Source organism: Paenibacillus cymbidii (genome assembly GCF_004764705.1).
GTDB classification, from domain to species: domain Bacteria; phylum Bacillota; class Bacilli; order Paenibacillales; family NBRC-103111; genus Paenibacillus_AN; species Paenibacillus_AN cymbidii.
Map to the genome: position 1 here is coordinate 123,872 of NZ_SHLX01000003.1, position 18,400 is coordinate 142,271.

Below are 18,400 nucleotides of genomic sequence, written 5' to 3' on the forward strand. Positions count from 1 at the left end.
TTCCCTCGCTTGTTTGCCGAAGCATCATGATATTCGCCCTCAGCATATCGCATGCAGCTCTTCCCTTCAAGCTCATGCCGCTCCGCTATACGCGCACAATGCGTTCGTTCACCTGTCGCTCCTCCTCTCGCCCAAGTGCGCCCAAGCTGCGGGCGGCGTTGATTTCTCCCCCCACCATAATCAGCAGCGAGCTGTAATACAGCCACAGCAGCAGCACGACGATGCCCCCCAGGCTGCCGTATGTGTCGTCGTAATGGGCAAAATGATTCACATACAGCGAAAACAGCAGCGACAGCGCGGTCCAGCCGAGCGTGGCGAAGATCGCGCCGGGAATGGCGTCCTTCATGCGCAAATGCCGGTTCGGCGCATGAACGAACAGGAAGCTGTAGACGACGAGCATGACCGCCAGCGGAAGCACGAACTGCACGATGCCCCATAACCAGCCAAAAGCGGATGGAGCCAGCGGCAGCCGGTCGTAAACGGCTTGGGCGAGCAGGCGGCCGAACACGAGGGAGAGGAGCGACACGATAATGACAACCGCCAGCGCAAGCGTGTACAGCAGCGCAATCGCTTTAAGCTTCCACAGCGGGCGCGTTTCGGCAGCATCGTATGCTTTGTTAAGCGCCTTGATGATCGCCTCCGCGCCTTTCGATGCGGTCCACAGCGTCGTGACGGCGCCGATCGACAGCAAGGTGCCGTTTTTGTTCGTCAGCGCCTCCGTGACGATATCGCGCACCGACTTGCCGGTGTCGGCCGGCAGCATGGCAGTAAGCTCGCCGAGCCAGTCGAACCGGTTCAACGGCGGGAAGTTGACGGCCGTCAGCAGAAATACGAGAAACGGGAAAAACGCCAGGATCAAATAGTACGTCAGCTGCGCCGCGAGCGACGGCACGTCGTCGTCTTTATATCGCGCATAAACGGTTTTCAGAAACGGGATGACGGTTGTTTTCATCAATTCAGGCGGCCTCCTTCCATATGTTCGGGCCTGCAGCCGCAAGGCTTGCGGACCCGAGTCCGCTTTTCTACCATTACCCGCAAATCCGCCTTCCGCAATCATGCCGGCTCGCGCTTGAACACGGCTGATACCGACTGTTTTCCGCTTTGCAGACATGGCGCTTTCGTTGTATAGTGGAACTAATCGTTTGCCCCGGGGGATGCTGGAAGACGCCGCCGGGCCGGCGATACGGTTGCCAAGAAACTGAGGAGGTTCTACGAATGGACGGTTTGAAGCTGAAGATTCTCGAATTGCTCAAGGAAGACGCCCGCAGAAGCGCGGAGCTGATCGCTACGATGCTGGGGGTCGACCGAGCGAGCGTGGCGGCGGCGATCGCCGAGATGGAAGCGGATCATGTCATCGCGAAATATGCGACGGTCGTCAACTGGAGCAAGGTCGACGAAGACAAGGTGACGGCGCTGATCGAAGTGCAGATTACGCCGGAGCGGGGTCGCGGCTTCGACGCCATCGCGGAACGCATTTATTTATATCCGGAAGTCAAATCGGTTTATTTGATGTCGGGCGCTTACGATCTGCTCGTCGAAATCGAAGGAAAGTCGCTCAAGGATGTCGCCTCCTTCGTTTCCAACAAGCTGTCGCCGCTCGATCGCGTGCTTTCCACGAAAACGCACTTTATTCTCAAAAAATACAAGCAGGACGGGATCATTTTCGAAGACCACGAAGACGATCAGCGTCTGTTGATCTCGCCGTGAGGCAGTAAGAAGGATGATGACGTCATATGGAAAAAGTTCGCTCGATGCAGGATTACATCGCACCGCTGGTGCGCGACATACCGCCTTCGGGGATTCGCAAGTTTTTTGATTTGGTCAGCGCCAGCAAGGACATCATCACGCTTGGGGTTGGCGAGCCCGATTTCGCCACGCCGTGGCATGTGCGCGAAGCGTGCGTCTATTCGCTGGAACGCGGCAATACGAAGTACACGTCCAACGCCGGCATGCCGGAGCTTCGCGAGGCGATTGCCGATTATTTGCACAACAGCTTCAAGGTCGATTACGACCCGGCCAAAGAAATTCTCGTCACCGTCGGCGGCAGCGAAGCGATCGATCTGGCGCTGCGCACGCTGATTGCGCCCGGCGACGAAATTTTGATTCCGCAGCCGTGCTACATTTCCTATTCGCCGATTACGGCGATTGGCGGCGGCGTGCCGGTTGGCATCGAAACGTTCGCCAAAGACAACTTCAAGCTGCGCGCCGAACATTTGCGCGCCGCTCTGACGCCTCGCTCGAAGGTGCTCATCCTGTGCTATCCGAGCAATCCGACCGGCGGCATCATGACGTACGAGGACTGGCTGCCGATCGCGAAGATCGTCGAGGAGCGCGATCTGATCGTCATTTCCGACGAAATTTACGCCGAATTGACCTATGGCTCCAAGCATGTCAGCTTCGCCTCGCTGCCGGGCATGAAGGACCGAACCATTCTGGTCAGCGGCTTCTCCAAGGCGTTTGCGATGACCGGCTGGCGCATGGGCTATGCGTGCGGACATCCGGAACTGATCTCTGCCATGTTGAAGATTCACCAATATACGGTCATGTGCGCGCCGGCGATGGGCCAGGTGGCCGCGCTCGAAGCGCTCCGCCACGGCATGGAGGAGAAGGATCGCATGGTCGAATCGTATAACCAGCGGCGCCGGCTCGTCGTGCAAGGCTTCCGCGATATCGGGCTGCAGTGCCACGAGCCGCAGGGAGCGTTTTACGCCTTCCCTTCGATCGCTTCGACCGGGATGACGTCGGAGCAGTTCGCCCAGCGGCTGCTGACCGAAGCGAAGGTGGCGGCTGTGCCTGGAGACGTATTCGGCCGCGGCGGAGAAGGATTTTTGCGCTGTTCGTATGCGACTTCAGTCGTTCAATTGACAGAAGCGCTTGAAAGAATCGGCAATTTTCTGCAAAAATCGATGAAAGGATAAAATTGTATTTCTTTTTTTGTCAAATGATAGTATGCTAGAGGTAGATTTTGTATGCTGCATCACATTTGGACAGGGAGGGACGGATATGGCGATCGCGGGATGCATTTTGGATTCGATTCTATCGTATTATCAAAACAAGCATTTGCAGCACCAATCCCGATCGGAACCGGTTCGAAGCGCAAGTTCTCCCGAAGGCAACGCACTCGAGGACGAAATTGACCGATTACGTGCTTTGATGGAGCAAACGGCCGACCGAGAGCAATCCCTCACCTCAACCAAAGTGATCGAAATCAGCAGCATGCTCGACTCGAAAATCAACGAATACCAATATCGGCTGCGCAGGTCCCGTTAAGGGAACCGACTACCCGATCGATTGGCACAATGAAAACCCGGCCGACGGCCGGGTTTTTCTGCGCCCTGTTAAATGGCAGTTGCGCAGCCCCAAAGCGCGACAGGAAGCAGCGTTACGCGCTCCGGCGGCGCTTGGCTGCGAGGAAGGAAACCATCGTTTCACGCCCGGGCCGCTGCGCGGAAGGGTTGCTCCTCCGATCGCTTCTTGTTTTCGGATGCCCGGAATCAACGAGGCCAAGGTAACCATCCGAAAACAAAGACGACCGCTAGCGCTTCTCCGAAGCAACCCTTCCGCTCCGCTTTTTGCGTGAAGCCACTATCCTGCGAGCCGCTCTTGCAGCCGCGGCACAATTGCCAGGCCGGGTAGCCAGAATAGCCAATGAAAAATGGCTTATTTGCCCTTTTTCGGGTGCCTCGTCGGAAATAGCCAGTAAAAACACTGGCTATTTCGGAGCGGCTGTCCGTTTTTGGCGAAATAGGCAATAAAATAGGGCCTATTTTGCAAGATGCTTCATCGGAGCGGCACGAAAGCAAATTAGTTAGCTGGCAGAGGGGGCGGGAGCGGAGAGCGAGGGTTGGGATGGAGAAGCGGCAGCGCTCGCCTTTGTTTTTCGGATTCCTCCCTGGCCATTATCGTTCGAAGAATCCGGAAAACAAGAAGCGATCGGAATCCCAACCCTCGCGCGCAGCGGGAGCCAGCCGGTTTCGCCGGATGTTCGCCGTTTGTTCGGGAAAGCGAAGGATCAAGGAACCTACCACTCCAGGACGACTCCGAGACAAGGTACGGTTTTATCCAGTATGACCCGCCAGGCCTCTTCCGCCTGGTCTACGGGAAACCGATGGGTAACGAGCGGCCCGGTCTGAAGAAAACCATCGCGAATTCCGGCCAGTGTGGCGTCCATACGCGGTTTGTTCCAGCCGGCAGGCGTATGCAGCGTAATTTCTTTGGCGCGGAGCCGCTGAATATCGATCGTTCCCGACGATCCGTAAAATCCGGCCGATACGAAATGCGCGTCGTGCGCAAGCTGAGGGAATAACGCGTCGACCGCTTGCAAGTCTCCTACCGTATCGACAAGAATCGCGACCCCGCCCGCGCCGCCGGAAAAATCGTTTACAGCTTCCGTCGCTGCAACAAGCCGCGTATTGACGCCTGTCGCATTCTGCGGCAAATAACGCAGCCGATCGTCATGACGACCGAGCATCAGCACCTGTGCGCCGCGTTTCAACAGCGTTTGCGCCGTCCAATGACCGACCAGACCGTCGCCGAGTACAACGGCGCGGTCACCGGCCCGGACTTGCGGCCGCGAACCGCAGTTATAGCCGACCTGGGTCAGCACAAGCCCGCAATAATCAACGGCGTTCGCGCCCTCCGGCAGTTTCCATACCTGGTTTGCCGCAGTAACCGCGGGGCTTATGTGCCCTCCGCGTCGATCAAACATGCCGGTTACTTTGCTGACGGTGGCGAATACGCGGTCGCCGACCTCCAGCCCCGCTACTTCGGCCCCTTTTTGCCGGATTACGCCGACTTTCTGATACCCAGCCACAATCGGGAACGGCCACGGGGCGCCGGAATGAAACGGCGTATCCCCGGCAATCCGTTCCCCGCGCAGAAACGACGATTCCGTCCCGTTGCTGATCCAGGATACCTCTACATCGATGACAACCTCATCGCGGCGCGGTTCGGGAATATCCACCTCCTGCACGGAAACCTTCATCCGGTCGGTGAAAACGACTGCTTTTCCCCTCATCGGTTTGCCCCTTCCTGGCGGGTACACCGCCGTGTCATGTCAGCCAAAATCGCGGCCCGGATAAAAATGCACTTTGATCGCAACCTGCGCTTTCAGCAGTTCGACCGCCTCATGATAGCGTGTGAACGGAACATGATGCGTCTGGATGCATGCCGTGTTCAATCCTTTATTGGCCACGGCATCGAGCAGCAGCTCGCGGTCGCGATCGCCCAACCGGCGATACTTGTAGCTTTCCAGCTTCATACCTTTTCCCCACAGATGATCCTCATAGAGGATCGTGCCTTTCAATACGCCGAAAATAACGACATGGCGATTGACGAAACGCAGCAAATTTTGTACGGACGGGGCCGCGCCGACACAATCGTAGCCGAGATCGAAACGAAGGCTGCCCAGTTCATCGGGGTGCTTCGCCACACCGATTCCCAGCTCGTTGACATAACGAATGCGCGGTTCACTGAGATCGATGCCGACGACGTCCGACGCGCCCCAGACTCGCGCTGCCTGCATCGCCAGGATGCCGGCCGGCCCCAAGCCGGAGACGACCATCGATTTGCCGCGCAAATCGCCGAATTGGGACAACCCGATCATGACGCATTTCAGCAGCTCGAACGATACGGCCTCCTTGAATGAAATCGAGTCCGGCAGCTTGATCAGTTGGTGCTCGCGGTAACACAAATATTCGGCGTATGCGCCGCTTCCCTCCACATGCTCGAGCGCAGCGACGCGGTCGCCGACCCGAAAATCGGTCACCCCGCTGCCTACCGCCCGAACAATACCCGCGGCTTCATGGCCGGGCCACCCCGGAGGGAGCGGATAGTCGGGCGTTTTGGAGGAGTCGAACATATCCTTGCCGCCCATCATGTGGATGTCCCAACGCGGGCAAGTCGCTACCATTTCGATTTCCACCAGAACTTCGTGATCCTTGACTTGCGGCACATCGGCGCTGACGATCGTATACTCGCCCGGGCCGGTGATTTGCAGCAGCTTCATTTTCGATTTCATGGAAATGTTCCCTCCTTTAAGGTTCGGCTATGTTTCCAGCTTACTTGGAAAACCGTGCCGCTGTCTTTGCAGATTGTATATGACTTCCCGCCAATTGCGATCCGAATTTTCCGCTTTCCGGCAAGTCTTTTCAGAAACTTGTTGTACAAAATCGACTTTTTCGCTTGCCCATCGGATTCAAGACCGCCAGCGGCATGGTAAAATCAAGAGGAGACCATTATGAACGATGAGCAATGGCATCCGTTCGCGATTGAGGAGAGCTGCCATGTTGGTGCGCAAAATCGATGTTGTGGATTGGACCGGGCTATCGGACAAGGAAGTTGGGGGAGGCATTCACCCTTATCACGAAATGCTTTCTATTTCGGAGGGGGTTGTTTCGCTGCAATGGATGGGGAGAGAGTATGTCGCAGAAGCTCCGGCGTTGTTCCTGCTGCCGCCGAATACGCCGCACGTATTGGCGAAGCGGTCGGCCGTCTGCCGTTTCGGTTATATCGAACTGGACATGAACGGTTCCGCCGAATTTCCGCATGCCGCTCAAGCCCGCGTCTGGAACGCCATACAGACCGATAAGGATCCGCGGCTGCCGGAGCTGAATCCCATTTATGAGCTTGCGTCCGCCATGTGGAGGTGTTGGAATCCGCAACACCCTTACCGTTCGAAAGCGGGGGACCTGATGATGATGGACATCCGCAAACTGCTGCTTCTCGTCGCCTGCTTCCTGGAACGCCGCGAATCCCGTACGGCGCAAGCGTCTGACGCTGTCTTCCCGGATCGGACCAGCGCTTACGAGCGGATTCAAGATCTGATGCGCTACATGGAGGCCAATTACCCGAGTCCGATAACCGTTCAACATCTCGCGTCGTTGGCTCACCTGGACGTCAGCTACTTTATTCGTTTGTTTCATAAAATGTCTGGCAGAACGCCGCTTCAATACTTGCTCGATTTGCGTCTGAACGCCGCGGCGTGTTTTCTCGCGACGACAACGATGCGGATCCGCGACATTACCGAAGCGGTCGGGGTTCCGAACATTCATTACTTCAGCAGGCTGTTCAAGCAAAAATACGCTGCAAGTCCTTCGTTGTGGAGAATCCGCAATGAGTCCCGTTGGAACGGCGGCAAGGAACGGTTACCCGGGAGTTGACTGCCGATGACGGAAGGCGTTTCTTTGTTTGTGGGCGCCGAACGCATGTGCTACAATAAAGAGCGGTTTGGCAAGAGATACGGGACACGGGGGACAAGCACGACATGAGAAAATCATTCGTCTGCACGGCATTCGTTGCGCTGCTGCTCGCGGTATTGGCCGGCTGCGGCGGATCCAAGACGGATGTCCCGATATTCGTGATGCCTGGCGGCGGCATGTCGCCGGAAACGGCCAAGCGACTGGAGGCGTCGCTGCAAGGAATGGTCGGCGAAACGCCCGCGGTATCGGTGAACGCGAGCCCGATTTTCAACCTGCAGAAGCTGATCGTCGAAGTCGCCGCCGGCGGCGACGGCATCGTAATCGTTCCGAAGGAACAGTTTGATACATTCGCAAGACAAGGAAGTTTGGTTATCCTCGACGATTTGTTCGACCCGGCGGCCTATCCGGGCGGCGTTGTCACGCCGGATCCCGATCCGAAGCGGCCTGACGTCAAGCCGGTGAAGCATTTGTACGGCGTGCCGGTGCAACAGGCCAAATGGCTGCAGGACGCCGGTTACAAGGGCGAAGCGTTGTATGCGTTCGTGCATCCGCGCGCGCCCGGGGTGAATGAGGCCAAACAAGTGCTGCAAACGATGCTCGGTCTGTGAACGAAAGCTGCCCGTCGTCCTTCGGGGAGAGGATGAAGCAACCCGGAATGTTGCGTGTCGTTGCGACGCTCGGCCATTTTCGGTTTGTTCGCCCCTCTGCCGCAGGCAGGGGGGCTTGTTGTCGAGCGGACCGCTGCGCAGACTGCGGCGTTGGCACCGCCGGATCAAGGGGAGAGATGGGGATGGATAGGAGAGGCGGCGGGAAAAGATGGCGCCCGGACAACGAAGCGCGAGCGGCGAGCGGCGGCAAGCCGGTCCGTATGGCAACAGGCGGCATGTTCGTTATCCTGGCGATTGCGCTTCTTGTTGCAGGCTGCAGCAAGAAGGAAGACAATCGCAGCGGTTTCGTCGAGCCGGCCAAAGCAAAAGCGTCGGCTCAGCCGGGCAAATAACTTGCGGCGAGATAGGAGGGTTTTCCAGCTTGAACATTTATACGAGAACGGGCGATGCCGGTCAGACCGGCGTCATTGGCGGCCGCGTCAGCAAGGACGATGTGCGCGTGGAAGCGTACGGCACCGTAGACGAGTTGAACAGCCATGTCGGCGTGGCGATCGCCGAGCTGGAGGAGGCGCGTTTCGCGGATCTGCGTGCGGACTTGCAACGCATCCAGCACGAGTTGTTCGACTGCGGCCACGACTTGGCGCTTCTTCGCAAGGAGAAACGCGAGTACAAGGTCGGTTCCGGCATGACCGACTGGCTGGAAGAGCGCATCGATGCTTATGACGCGGAAACGCCCGACATCACGCGGTTTATTTTGCCCGGGGGCAGCAAGGCGTCGGCGCTTCTGCACGTATGTCGCACCGTCTGCAGGCGCGCCGAACGGCGGGTTGTGACATTGGCGAAGGACCATGAATGCAACGAAGAGGTGCGGCGTTATTTGAACCGGTTGTCCGACCTCTTGTTTACGGTTGCGCGCACGGCCAATTTTCGCGCCGGCATCTGCGACGTCGCTTACGAACGAAGCGCCGAGGTGTTCCGGTCCAAGCCATGAATTATTACGAGCCGCTTACCCACATCGTTTCCGCCGAAGAAGACGGTTTTTTGCTGAAAACGATTTTGCATTCGCGAATGAAGCTGTCGCGCAAGCTGCTGTCCCGGTTGAAACAGACCGAGCGGGGCATTACGGTGGGCGGCGAACGCTGCTACACGAACGTGCGCGTCAAGGCCGGCGACCTCGTCGAAGTGCGTATGCAGGAGGAACAATCGGACGACATTTTGCCGCAGGAGCTGCCGCTCGACATCTTGTTCGAGGATGACCATCTGCTCGTTCTGCACAAGCCGGCCGGCATCGTCGTCCATCCGACGCACGGCCATTATGTGAATACGCTCGCGAACGCGGTCGTGCACCATTGGCTCGTTACCGGTCAGACCGTACGCTTCCGTCCGGTGCACCGGCTCGACCAGGAAACGTCGGGCGTGCTCGCCATCGCCAAAAATCCGTATGTGCACCAGCACATTTCCGAACAAATGATTCGCGGCGAAGTGGACAAACGGTACCTCGCGCTCGTGCACGGCCGCATCGAACGGGCGCAAGGCACGATCGACGCGCCGATCGACCGCGACCCGATCGAACCGCACATTCGCATTGTGACGCCAAGCGGCTACCCTTCGGTGACCCATTACGAAGTGGCGGCGCGGTTCCCCGAAGCGACGCTCGTCCGGCTGCGGCTCGAAACGGGCCGCACGCATCAAATCCGCGTTCATATGAAATCGCTCGGCCATCCGCTCGTCGGCGACAAAATGTACGGACCGGCGGAACCGGGCCCGCTCCATATGGAGCGCCATGCGCTGCATGCGGAGCAGCTAAGCTTCGTGCATCCGGGAACGCAAGCGAGCATGACATTTACGGCGCCAGTGCCGGAAGATATGGCGTCGCTGCTGCGGAAGCTGGGCGCGTCGTCTATGGAAACCTGATCACGCTTCAAGGATAAGCCCCGCCTTGTTGGGTTATCTTGACACGCGAGGCGGAATGAAAGATGATTTAGGCAGACATTTACAGGCAAGGCATATCGGCAAGGCAAGTGAAAAGAAGGAGCTGCTCATCGGCATGGAACTGACGATATACGGCTATCCGAAATGCTCGACGAGCACGGACGCGCAAAAGTGGCTGCGGGCTCATGGCCACCAGACGGCCATGTACGACATGTTCGCGGAAGCGCCGCCGAAGGAAACGCTGCGGGAGCTGATCGGGCGAAGCGGGCTCGCGCTGCGCAAGTTTTACAATGTGAACGGAGACAAATACAAGGAGCTTGGCCTGAAGGACAAGCTGGGGGCCATGTCCTCGGAGGAGCAACTGGATCTGCTTGCGTCCGACGGCAGGCTGATCAAACGGCCGATCGTCACGCGAAGCGACGGCAAGGGGCCGGTTACGGTCGGCTTCAAGCCGGCTGAATACGAAACGGCATGGGTCGGCAAGTGACGGCAAGCGCCATGCGGTACGGAATGGGGAACCAGGTTGGCTGCTAACAGAAATCGCCGCCGGAAAGGCCCGCTGTGGGCGCTCGGAGCGGTAGGGGCATTCGTGCTGACGAAAGCGAAAACGATATTGTCGCTCATCAAGCTGGGCACTGTAGGCGGGGCCGTATTCAGCATGCTGGTGTCGGTCGGCGCCTACGCGCTGCTGGCGCCGCTCAAGCTGGCGATCGCGCTCGTCATTATGGTGCTCATCCATGAGCTTGGCCACGTTTTTGCCGCCCACCGCAAAGGATTGCCCACCTCCGCGCCCGTGTTCATTCCTCTATTCGGCGCGCTTGTCAATATGAAGCGGCATCCGCGCGATGCGACAACCGAAGCGTATATCGCCTTCGGCGGCCCGCTGCTCGGTACCGCCGGGGCGTTGGTGGCGTTCTGGATCGGCTGGCAGTGGGACAGCCCGTTGTTTATTGCGGCCGCTTACCTCGGCTTTTTTCTGAATATCGTCAATTTGATTCCGGTCATGCCGCTTGACGGGGCCAAAATCGTCGTCGCCGTCAGCCGCTCGCTGTGGATTGCGGGGCTTGGCATCGGCCTTTTTATGATCGTCAAGTACCGGCTCTATTTGCTGCTGCTGTTTTGGCTCTGGTTCGCCTGGGATTTGTGGCAAAAGTACCGCGCCCGCCAAGGCGTCAGGCACGGCTCGTCGACATGGGCCAGCTTCGAGGTGTTTGCGGAGCTGCTTCTGTTCGAAGGGACGCCGTTGCCGGCGCAGGAGCACCAGCGCGATGTCGATTATACGACGTACTCCGATTTGACGGGCAAACAGTTCATCGTGATGGAGTGGAGCTTTATCGGCTTTCGCGGCAAGCTGCAGTTGCCCGAACAGGCGATTATTCGGCGTGCGCGCATCGTCCGTTTCGACCGGAAGAAGAAAGACAACGGTCTTTATATGATCGTTCGCTGCCAGGTGGAATACGATCCTTATCTCAACGACGCATATTACGACGTGCCGGCCGCATCGCGCTGGAAGTTTGGCGTCGCCTACGGGCTGCTGGCGGCGCTGCTCGGCGTGATGCTGTACGTTACCGCTGGCATCGGAATCTGATCGCGGCTTAACAAGGAAGCCCGGCTCCTGCGGCAAGATTTTAGCAAGAACGAGGGAGTATCATCCATGAAAACAATCGAATCGGCGCGCATCGGCCGGCTGGGCTCGGCCATCTTCGCCGAGGTGGCGCAGTGGAAACGCGAGGCGTGCGAACGCGGGTTGGACGTAATCGATCTGGGCATCGGCAGCCCCGACAGGCCGCCGTCTCCCGCCGTGATGGCGGCGCTCGAGCAAGCGGTGCGCGATCCGCGGAACTACGGTTACCCTTCTTCCGAAGGCAGTCCGGCGTTCCGTCAGGCGGTGGCGCGCTGGTATGAGCGCCGCTTCGGCGTGGCGCTTGACGCGGAGACGGAAGTGTTGACGCTGATGGGCTCGCAGGATGGGCTGGCCCATCTGGCAATGGCGGTGGCCGACCCGGGCGATATCGCCATCGTGCCCGATCCGGGGTACCCGATTTATTCCGCTTCGCTTGAGCTCGCGGGAGTGACGCCGCATTTGCTGCCGCTGCGGGCCGAGAACGGCTTTTTGCCGCAACTGGACGCCATCCCGGCCGACGTGCTCGCGCGGGCGAAGTTTCTGCTGCTCAATTATCCGAGCAACCCGCTGTCGGCGGTGGCCGATCTTGCCTTTTTCGACCGGCTTGTGGCGTTCGCGCGCGAGCATGACCTGCTTGTCGTGCATGATTTGGCTTATTCGGAAATGGCGTTCGACGGCTTTCGGCCGCCGAGCATTCTCGAAACTCCCGGTGCCAAAGAGGTTGCGGTCGAGTTCCATTCGTTGTCCAAGAGCTTCAATATGGCCGGCTGCCGCATCGCCTTCCTGGTCGGCCGCGCCGATGCGGTGGCGGCGCTGCGCAAGCTCAAGTCGAACATCGACTACGGCGTGTTCGAAGCGGTGCAGCAGGCGGGTATCGCCGCGCTGGAGGAAGATATGGCGCGGAGCGGCGATCCCGTCGGCGCCTTGTACGAGCGGCGGCGCAACGTGTTGCTGGCCGGCTTGCGGGACGCGGGCTGGGACATTCCGGCACCGCGGGCGACGATGTTCGTATGGGCGCCGATTCCGTCCGGCTGGACGTCGCGGCAAATTTCCCGGGAAATTTGCCTTCAGGCCGGCGTTGCCGTCATTCCCGGCGACGCCTTCGGCGCCGAAGGCGAAGGCTACGTGCGCATCGCGCTCGTGCAGGAAGAAGCGCGGCTTGCCGAAGCCGCGGCGCGGATCGGACGCTTCTTGCGCCGTGGGGACAGCGCGTCCATGTAAGCAAGAGGATAGGAAATAAGTTACTTTTTGGGACGGCCTCGTCCGGGTTGGACGGTTGGGAGTGCTGTGTTATACTGGGAACAAGACGCCGATACGGAAGCACCGACGGAGTTGTGCGGCACTGTGCCGAACAAATTCTTCGAGGAGTGTGACCGTATTGGCCTATTACCGTTTAAAACCGAAAAACGATTTTGTGTTCGGCAAGTTGTTCGGGGAACAAGATTCCCGCGACAGCCTGAAAGCACTGCTCAACGCAATTCTGCGGCAGGGCGGACAGGAGCCGATTGCCGATCTTGTCGTGATCGAGAATCGCACGCTGGATCGCTGGCGGCCGGAGGATAAGCTGGGCAGCCTCGATATTTTGGCAGAGCTTGCAAGCGGCGAGCAGGTGAACGTCGAAATGCAGGTAGCGAATCCGTACAACATGATACCGCGGACGTTGTTCTACGCGACGAAGCTATTTACCCGCTCTATCAAAGCGGGCCAGGACTACGAGGCGCTGCGCAGAACGATTGCGATCAATTTGCTGGATTTCCGGCTGCTCGCATCATCGGATCGTTTTCATCATACGTTTCATTTTCGGGATGACGCGGCGCCGCATGCGTTGTTGACCGATGTCGTGGAGCTGCATTTCATCGAATTTCCGAAGTTCGAACAGACGCCGAAGGACAAGCGCAATCCGCTCCATCGGTGGCTGATGTTCATGGACGAGAAGCTGGGCGAAGATGAACGGAAGGAGCTGATGGCAATGGACAGCATGATCGAAAAGACGGAAGCGAAGCTGGAGCAACTGAGCAGCGATCCGCTGGCAAGGGAGCTGGCGGAGGCGCGGGAGCGGGCGATCCGCGATTGGAATTCTTCGATGGCAGGCAGCCGGAAGGAAGGCTGGGAAGAAGGTCGGAAAGAAGGTCGGGACGAAGGTCGGAAAGTAGGTCGAGACGAAGGCCGGGAAGCAGGCAAAGCGGAAATCGCCGTCAAAATGCTGCAGAACGGAATGAAACGAGATTTTGTGGCGGAGATGACCGGATTGACGCTGGAACAAATCGACCGTTTGGATGCGGAGCGGTAACTGCCCGGTCAAGGGGCTGAACGTCCCGCCTCAGCCAAGCGCGACAGGAGGCAGCGTTTCAGGCTCCGGTCGCGGCATCATGATGGGGCGGGCCGTTCGCTAGGACGCCAGCTTCAGCCCTACCGAGGCGCCCAGAATGAGCGCGATGAACAGGATTCGTTTCGGATGCTTCGATTCGCCGTATGCGACCATGCCGAGCGCCGCCCCGCCCGAGGCGCCGATTCCGGTCCAGATCGCATAAGCGGTGCCCATATCGATCGTCGTCATCGCGTAAGAGAGCAGCAGCAAGCTCGCTCCGAAGCCGGCCAGCAGGAGAACAACCGCGCTCCTGCCGCCGCCTTGGTTCACCCGGTGCATCATGGCAACGCCGAACATTTCGCACAATCCGGCCAATACAAGCGCCAGCCAGCTCATGAGTGTTCCCCCTCCTTGTCTTCGTTCCGAGCGGAATCGGGCGTCATCCGCTTAAGTCCGGCCACACCCGCCAGCAGAATGGCGATCAGCGCAAGCTTGACGGGCGCGAACGGCGCCCCGTACACCAGCATCTCCGCCAGCACCGTCCCGGCGGTACCGAGCCCGACGAAGACGGCGTATACGGTGCCGACCGGCAGCTGTTTGCCGGCGCTCAGCATCAGCCGGAAACTGATCAGCAAGGCGACAGCGGTGCCGACCCATGCGGCGATGCTGTCGGCATGCTTCAAGCCGCTCACCCACACCACTTCAAAAATCGCCGCCACTACGACCATCATCCATCTCGCGTTCATTCCCATGCTCCTCTCCCGAATCCAGACTCCGGAAATAAACAAAAAACCCGGGAGTCCGCCGCTGTGGCAGCACGACTCCCAGGTTTTTACCCTTCCGTGACACGGCTATTGCCGCGATGTTTTCCCTCGGACCGGACCAGCGGACGCAAATCCGCTGCGGAACCCTAGAAAACATTCATGTGTTCCTGTGTATTATACATGAATCGCGGAGAACTGCAAGTACCGGGATATGGCACGTTATGCTACAATAGGAACATCCGAATAGGCAAGGAGCGATCGCGCTATGTCCGAATTTTCCACGCCCAAAATTATGCTCGTCGACGGCATGGCGCTGCTGTTCCGCGCTTACTATGCCAGCTCGTACAGCGGCTATATCCAGAAAACGAGCGCCGGCCTGCCGACGAATGCGGTGCACGGCTTCGTCAAATATTTATGGGACGCGGTGCAAACGTTCCGTCCGAGCCATGTGGCCTGCTGCTGGGATATGGGCAGCACGACGTTCCGCACGGAGAAGTTCGACGGCTACAAGGCGAACCGCGGCGCGCCGCCGGACGAGCTGATCCCGCAGTTCGACCTGGTGAAGGAAGTCGCCGCGAGCTTCCGCATTCCGAACGTCGGCATCGCCGGCTACGAGGCGGACGATTGCATCGGCACGCTGGCGCGGCAGTTCGGCGCGGAAGGCACGGACGTGCTCGTCCTGACCGGCGACCATGACATGCTGCAACTGATCGACGAACGGGTCAGCGTGGCGATTATGAAGAAAGGCGCCTCCAACTACGCCGTGTATACGCCGGCGACGCTGCTGGAGGAGCGGCAGCTGACGCCGCAGCAGGTGGTCGACCTGAAAGGGCTCATGGGCGACACGAGCGACAACTACCCGGGCGTCAAAGGCATCGGCGAAAAGACGGCGCTCAAGCTCGTGCAGCAATATGGCTCGGTGGAAGGCATTTTGGCCAATTTGGCCGAGCTGCCCAAAGGCGTCCGCGGCAAAATCGAAGCGGAGCTCGAGATGCTTCACCTGTCGCGCGACTTGGCCCGCATCCGCTGCGACGTGCCGCTCGCTTGCGCGTTCGAGGATTGCCTGTGGGCGTACGACCGGCACGAGGTCATCAGCAAGTTCGAGGAACTGGAGTTTAAAGGGCTGAAGCAACTGATCGGCTAAAAGGTATCGTCGCGCCGGAACAGCATAAGCGGCATGCGGAACACATAAGCGACGACAACGAACACGCCGATCATCATGCCGATCACGACGAGCACGCTGCTGAGCGACAGCCCGCCGATGCCGGTGATGAGGTTGGCGATGTTGCAGCCCGGCGCGATGCGCGAAGAGACGCAGTGGCAACGTGGCGGAGGTGCTGCGCGTGCTGGATGCCGGCGAGTTGGACGCAAAACTGCAACGTATGATCGGCGGATCAATCAACCATGATAAATAAACGAGGGCGTCTTGTCACAAACAGGCGCTCTCGTTTGTCTTTATGTCGATACGAAAAAATAGCGCTCCTGTGGAGGGAAACGAACATGAAAACAAGATTCGACGCGCATGCCGCCAATCCGGAAGCTTACCAAACGATGCTCAAGCTGGAAGGGTTTATTCAGCAAAGCGGCCTTGACCGCAAGCTGTATGAGCTGATTAAAATTCGCGCCTCGCAAATCAACGGCTGCGCGTTCTGCCTGAACATGCATACGATCGACGCGCGCAAGCTGGGCGAAACGGAGCAGCGTCTTTATTTGCTTGGCGCATGGCGCGAAGCGGAGTGTTATACTGAAGCGGAGCGCGCGGTGCTGGCGCTCACCGAAGCGGTGACGCGCATCGCCGACGGCGGCGTGCCGCAAGCGATTTATGACGACGTGATGCGTCATTACGACGAAAAGACGTTTTTTACCTTGCTGATGGCAATCAATACGATCAATTGCTGGAACCGCATCGCCATTTCGACTGGGATGTTTGCGAAGGCGGAATGACGCGGTAATTTCGGAAGGAGCGGAAGGCGGATGGCGACGCTGGAGCGGCACGACATCGGGAACTATTACCGGCAATACAAATCGTTGCTGTTCGCGGTGGCGTACCGGATGCTCGGTACGGTGTCGGACGCCGAAGACGCCGTGCAGGACGCGTTTGTTGCGCTGCAGCGGCGCGGAGCGGAAAGCTTGGCGGAAGTGGAGAGCCCGAAGGCGTATTTGCTGCGCACGGTGACGAATCATTGCCTGAACACGCTGCAATCGGCGCGGCGCAAGCGAGAGATGTACGTCGGCGAGTGGCTGCCCGAGCCGCTGGCCGACACGGGACAATCCGATCCCGCGGAGGCGGTCGTGCAAGGCGAGGCGGTCGCCTACGCCTTCCTTGTGCTGCTGCAGCAGTTGAATCCGGTGGAGCGGGCCGTGTTCGTGCTGCGCGAAGCGGCGAATTACGAATACGGCGAAATCGCCGCGCTGCTCGGCAAGTCGGAGGCGAATTGCCGGCAAATTTTCAGCCGCGTCAGCCGCAAGATGCAGGCCGAACGACCGGCTCCGCCGCCTTCGGCGGAAGCCGGCGAGCAGCTGGCGCGGGCGTTCATCCGCGCGGCGCATTCCGGCGACTTCGCGGCGTTCGCCGGCGTGCTGCGCGACGATGCGCAGCTCGTCAGCGACGGCGGCGGCAAAGTGCGCGCGGCGATCAATCCGATTCGCTCCGGCGAGCGGGTCCGCGCGTTTCTGCAGGGCGTGGCGGCCAAAGGCTCGTGGCGCGGCGAGCTGCTCGTGTGCCGGGTAAACGGCGAATGGGGCGTCGTACATTCCCGCGACGGCGCCGTCATCCGCATCGTTACTTTCGCTTGGGGTGCCGGCGGCGATGTGAGATCGGTTTATTTGATGCAAAATCCCGACAAGCTGGCGTTTGTGCAGTTATTGCAGACGCAGACGGATTAGCTCGGCCGCCGGGTCCGCTTCCGACCCTGGCTCCTGTTCCGGCTGCGGCTGCGGACAGAAGCCGGGGTTGTTTGCGTTCAGTTCCGCCGCATAGGCGGGATCGAACTTGGCAACCGCCTGATAGTAGCTGGCGATGACGTGGTTCGCGCCGATTGAACCGTGGCGGAATTTCAGCGGATAACCGCCGCTGACGTGCATGTAGCGGTAGATCGCGTCGGTTTTGGGCGACTTGTAGTAAAGCGGCGGCAAATGCGGCACGATGTCGAACTCGTTGTGGTAGCGGCGGCTGTCGGCAACCGTGCGGTTGAACGCGCCCGCGAATTCGGGGTTGCCTGCCCGCGGCGCGCCGAACGTGCAGACGCGGATATCGGCTTCCGGCCGGTTGCCGGCCAGATCGGTGGCGTTCAGTGCGGCCAGCGCCCCGCCCAGGCTGTGGCCGGTCACGTATACCGGCCTGCCGGTGCCGTCGTTGCACGAGTCGACAAGCGACACGACCGCCCGGCGCATGGAGCGGTAAATGTCGGTGAATCCCGTATGGCTCCAGCCGGCGTCGCGCACGAACGGGTATTTGCACTGCCGCGCGATCATGTCGCTGATCCAGTCGACCGTCGAACCGGTGCCGCGGAAGGCGACGATAACGTCGCGCTCCGATTCCAGCACGAAGCCAAACCGTTCGATCGTGCGGTTGTACGAGGCTCCCTCGAACGTCCCTGTCGTGCGGTACGGATACGGGACGACGAACGAGCCGTCCGGATTGTTGAATTGGTTGTACGTTTGCCCGCAAACCGCCGCCAGCAAAATCGCCTGCTGCCGGCTCACCCCCGTACGACGCGCCTTGCCTTCAGGGTCGATCGTTATTCTCATTCCCATCGCTGATCCCTTCCTCGTTTTTGATATGCCCTTCGTTCCTGCGGCTTGCAACGGTTTCTTCATCATATGTGCCTGCGCGCGAACGGGGCCCATTTTCGGGGAGGGAAATATGGCGGGGGAGGGCAGGTGTGCGGAGGCAGGCGAAAAAATGATTGACAGCTTATGTTGAGAACGATTATCATTATTATAATTAAAGCCAAAGGGCACCA

Annotated in this window: 22 protein-coding genes and 1 riboswitch; of the genes, 15 read left to right on the forward strand and 7 right to left on the reverse strand. The window is 59.2% G+C overall.

Translation table 11 applies throughout. The features are described from left to right. Positions 1-85 precede the first annotated feature (85 nt). Positions 86-952, reverse strand: a complete 867-nt coding sequence (locus tag EXY20_RS05875) for a YihY/virulence factor BrkB family protein (RefSeq protein WP_235885396.1) — start codon at positions 950-952, stop codon at positions 86-88. A gap of 263 nt (positions 953-1,215) precedes the next feature. Between EXY20_RS05875 and EXY20_RS05880 the strand changes: the two genes are divergently transcribed. The 3 genes from EXY20_RS05880 to EXY20_RS05890 all read left to right on the forward strand — a co-directional run bounded on the left by EXY20_RS05880 (position 1,216) and on the right by EXY20_RS05890 (position 3,270). Next, entirely contained in the window at positions 1,216-1,707 is a 492-nt protein-coding gene (locus EXY20_RS05880) for an Lrp/AsnC family transcriptional regulator (protein WP_135548652.1), read from the forward strand. 26 nt (positions 1,708-1,733) lie between these two features. Then, positions 1,734-2,918: an aminotransferase class I/II-fold pyridoxal phosphate-dependent enzyme gene (locus tag EXY20_RS05885; protein ID WP_135548654.1), complete on the forward strand. Its 1,185-nt coding sequence runs from the start codon at positions 1,734-1,736 to the stop codon at positions 2,916-2,918. 85 nt (positions 2,919-3,003) lie between these two features. Then, the gene (locus tag EXY20_RS05890) at positions 3,004-3,270 is read left to right on the forward strand and encodes an aspartyl-phosphate phosphatase Spo0E family protein (protein WP_135548656.1); all 267 of its coding nucleotides are present in this window, start codon (positions 3,004-3,006) and stop codon (positions 3,268-3,270) included. A gap of 751 nt (positions 3,271-4,021) precedes the next feature. Here EXY20_RS05890 and EXY20_RS05895 read toward each other — a convergent pair. Next, positions 4,022-5,017 (reverse strand): alcohol dehydrogenase catalytic domain-containing protein, encoded by a 996-nt coding sequence (locus tag EXY20_RS05895; protein WP_135548658.1) that lies wholly within the window; start codon positions 5,015-5,017, stop codon positions 4,022-4,024. 39 nt (positions 5,018-5,056) lie between these two features. Then, positions 5,057-6,019: a zinc-dependent alcohol dehydrogenase gene (locus EXY20_RS05900; protein ID WP_135548660.1), complete on the reverse strand. Its 963-nt coding sequence runs from the start codon at positions 6,017-6,019 to the stop codon at positions 5,057-5,059. A 265-nt stretch (positions 6,020-6,284) separates the two neighbouring features. Here EXY20_RS05900 and EXY20_RS05905 point away from each other — a divergent pair, with 265 nt between their 5' ends. The 9 genes from EXY20_RS05905 to EXY20_RS05945 all read left to right on the forward strand — a co-directional run bounded on the left by EXY20_RS05905 (position 6,285) and on the right by EXY20_RS05945 (position 13,653). After that, positions 6,285-7,160 (forward strand): helix-turn-helix domain-containing protein, encoded by an 876-nt coding sequence (locus EXY20_RS05905; RefSeq protein ID WP_167859017.1) that lies wholly within the window; start codon positions 6,285-6,287, stop codon positions 7,158-7,160. 104 nt (positions 7,161-7,264) lie between these two features. Next, entirely contained in the window at positions 7,265-7,807 is a 543-nt protein-coding gene (locus EXY20_RS05910) for a hypothetical protein (protein WP_135548665.1), read from the forward strand. Between the two features lie 182 nt (positions 7,808-7,989). After that, a complete protein-coding gene (locus EXY20_RS05915) occupies positions 7,990-8,199 on the forward strand; it encodes a hypothetical protein (protein WP_135548667.1) in 210 nt (69 codons plus the stop codon). Positions 8,200-8,228: 29 nt separating this feature from the next. Continuing rightward, complete coding sequence (locus EXY20_RS05920; protein WP_135548669.1) at positions 8,229-8,798, forward strand: cob(I)yrinic acid a,c-diamide adenosyltransferase; 570 nt, start codon at positions 8,229-8,231, stop codon at positions 8,796-8,798. Next, complete coding sequence (locus tag EXY20_RS05925; RefSeq protein WP_135548671.1) at positions 8,795-9,721, forward strand: RluA family pseudouridine synthase; 927 nt, start codon at positions 8,795-8,797, stop codon at positions 9,719-9,721. Before EXY20_RS05920 ends, EXY20_RS05925 begins: the two co-directional genes overlap by 4 nt. Before the next feature lie 133 nt (positions 9,722-9,854). Further along, positions 9,855-10,226 (forward strand): Spx/MgsR family RNA polymerase-binding regulatory protein, encoded by a 372-nt coding sequence (locus EXY20_RS05930; protein ID WP_135549117.1) that lies wholly within the window; start codon positions 9,855-9,857, stop codon positions 10,224-10,226. Between the two features lie 36 nt (positions 10,227-10,262). Then, positions 10,263-11,327, forward strand: coding sequence for a site-2 protease family protein (locus EXY20_RS05935; protein WP_135548673.1), 1,065 nt, complete (start codon positions 10,263-10,265; stop codon positions 11,325-11,327). A gap of 66 nt (positions 11,328-11,393) precedes the next feature. After that, positions 11,394-12,584 (forward strand): aminotransferase class I/II-fold pyridoxal phosphate-dependent enzyme, encoded by a 1,191-nt coding sequence (locus EXY20_RS05940; protein WP_135548675.1) that lies wholly within the window; start codon positions 11,394-11,396, stop codon positions 12,582-12,584. Between the two features lie 157 nt (positions 12,585-12,741). Continuing rightward, positions 12,742-13,653, forward strand: a complete 912-nt coding sequence (locus tag EXY20_RS05945; RefSeq protein ID WP_167859018.1) for an Rpn family recombination-promoting nuclease/putative transposase — start codon at positions 12,742-12,744, stop codon at positions 13,651-13,653. Positions 13,654-13,752: 99 nt separating this feature from the next. Here the strand turns inward: EXY20_RS05945 and EXY20_RS05950 are convergent, their stop codons facing one another. After that, the gene (locus EXY20_RS05950) at positions 13,753-14,067 is read right to left on the reverse strand and encodes a DMT family transporter (RefSeq protein WP_135548679.1); all 315 of its coding nucleotides are present in this window, start codon (positions 14,065-14,067) and stop codon (positions 13,753-13,755) included. Next, complete coding sequence (locus EXY20_RS05955; RefSeq protein WP_135548681.1) at positions 14,064-14,417, reverse strand: DMT family transporter; 354 nt, start codon at positions 14,415-14,417, stop codon at positions 14,064-14,066. The genes EXY20_RS05950 and EXY20_RS05955 overlap by 4 nt, the downstream gene beginning before the upstream one ends. Positions 14,418-14,490: 73 nt before the next feature. Then, positions 14,491-14,596: riboswitch (guanidine-I (ykkC/yxkD leader) on the reverse strand. A 104-nt stretch (positions 14,597-14,700) separates the two neighbouring features. On the opposite strand from EXY20_RS05955, the gene EXY20_RS05960 reads away from it, so the two are divergent. Next, a complete protein-coding gene (locus EXY20_RS05960) occupies positions 14,701-15,579 on the forward strand; it encodes a 5'-3' exonuclease (RefSeq protein ID WP_135548683.1) in 879 nt (292 codons plus the stop codon). On the opposite strand, the gene EXY20_RS05965 is transcribed toward EXY20_RS05960, so the two are convergent. Then, entirely contained in the window at positions 15,576-15,806 is a 231-nt protein-coding gene (locus tag EXY20_RS05965; protein ID WP_167859019.1) for a YeeE/YedE thiosulfate transporter family protein, read from the reverse strand. The two genes, EXY20_RS05960 and EXY20_RS05965, sit on opposite strands and share 4 nt — an antisense overlap. 129 nt (positions 15,807-15,935) lie before the next feature. Here EXY20_RS05965 and EXY20_RS05970 point away from each other — a divergent pair, with 129 nt between their 5' ends. Both EXY20_RS05970 and EXY20_RS05975 read left to right on the forward strand, forming a co-directional pair. Next, positions 15,936-16,379: a carboxymuconolactone decarboxylase family protein gene (locus EXY20_RS05970; RefSeq protein WP_135548686.1), complete on the forward strand. Its 444-nt coding sequence runs from the start codon at positions 15,936-15,938 to the stop codon at positions 16,377-16,379. Positions 16,380-16,409: 30 nt separating this feature from the next. After that, the gene (locus EXY20_RS05975) at positions 16,410-17,321 is read left to right on the forward strand and encodes an RNA polymerase sigma-70 factor (RefSeq protein WP_135548688.1); all 912 of its coding nucleotides are present in this window, start codon (positions 16,410-16,412) and stop codon (positions 17,319-17,321) included. Here EXY20_RS05975 and EXY20_RS05980 read toward each other — a convergent pair. Next, a complete protein-coding gene (locus tag EXY20_RS05980) occupies positions 17,298-18,191 on the reverse strand; it encodes a lipase family protein (RefSeq protein ID WP_235885379.1) in 894 nt (297 codons plus the stop codon). The genes EXY20_RS05975 and EXY20_RS05980 overlap by 24 nt on opposite strands. Positions 18,192-18,400: the final 209 nt, after the last annotated feature.

Excerpts from the sequence above, each read along its gene's own strand:
- EXY20_RS05900 (WP_135548660.1), bottom strand. The coding sequence starts at position 6,019 with ATGAAATCGAAAATGAAGCTGCTGCAAATCACCGGCCCGGGCGAGTAT.
- EXY20_RS05915 (WP_135548667.1), top strand. The coding sequence starts at position 7,990 with ATGGATAGGAGAGGCGGCGGGAAAAGATGGCGCCCGGACAACGAAGCG.
- EXY20_RS05970 (WP_135548686.1), top strand. The coding sequence starts at position 15,936 with ATGAAAACAAGATTCGACGCGCATGCCGCCAATCCGGAAGCTTACCAA.
- EXY20_RS05975 (WP_135548688.1), top strand. The coding sequence starts at position 16,410 with ATGGCGACGCTGGAGCGGCACGACATCGGGAACTATTACCGGCAATAC.
- EXY20_RS05980 (WP_235885379.1), bottom strand. The coding sequence starts at position 18,191 with ATGGGAATGAGAATAACGATCGACCCTGAAGGCAAGGCGCGTCGTACG.
- EXY20_RS05905 (WP_167859017.1), top strand. The coding sequence starts at position 6,285 with ATGTTGGTGCGCAAAATCGATGTTGTGGATTGGACCGGGCTATCGGAC.
- EXY20_RS05960 (WP_135548683.1), top strand. The coding sequence starts at position 14,701 with ATGTCCGAATTTTCCACGCCCAAAATTATGCTCGTCGACGGCATGGCG.
- EXY20_RS05885 (WP_135548654.1), top strand. The coding sequence starts at position 1,734 with ATGGAAAAAGTTCGCTCGATGCAGGATTACATCGCACCGCTGGTGCGC.
- EXY20_RS05955 (WP_135548681.1), bottom strand. The coding sequence starts at position 14,417 with ATGAACGCGAGATGGATGATGGTCGTAGTGGCGGCGATTTTTGAAGTG.
- EXY20_RS05890 (WP_135548656.1), top strand. The coding sequence starts at position 3,004 with ATGGCGATCGCGGGATGCATTTTGGATTCGATTCTATCGTATTATCAA.
- EXY20_RS05875 (WP_235885396.1), bottom strand. The coding sequence starts at position 952 with ATGAAAACAACCGTCATCCCGTTTCTGAAAACCGTTTATGCGCGATAT.
- EXY20_RS05950 (WP_135548679.1), bottom strand. The coding sequence starts at position 14,067 with ATGAGCTGGCTGGCGCTTGTATTGGCCGGATTGTGCGAAATGTTCGGC.
- EXY20_RS05895 (WP_135548658.1), bottom strand. The coding sequence starts at position 5,017 with ATGAGGGGAAAAGCAGTCGTTTTCACCGACCGGATGAAGGTTTCCGTG.
- EXY20_RS05925 (WP_135548671.1), top strand. The coding sequence starts at position 8,795 with ATGAATTATTACGAGCCGCTTACCCACATCGTTTCCGCCGAAGAAGAC.
- EXY20_RS05880 (WP_135548652.1), top strand. The coding sequence starts at position 1,216 with ATGGACGGTTTGAAGCTGAAGATTCTCGAATTGCTCAAGGAAGACGCC.
- EXY20_RS05910 (WP_135548665.1), top strand. The coding sequence starts at position 7,265 with ATGAGAAAATCATTCGTCTGCACGGCATTCGTTGCGCTGCTGCTCGCG.
- EXY20_RS05940 (WP_135548675.1), top strand. The coding sequence starts at position 11,394 with ATGAAAACAATCGAATCGGCGCGCATCGGCCGGCTGGGCTCGGCCATC.
- EXY20_RS05930 (WP_135549117.1), top strand. The coding sequence starts at position 9,855 with ATGGAACTGACGATATACGGCTATCCGAAATGCTCGACGAGCACGGAC.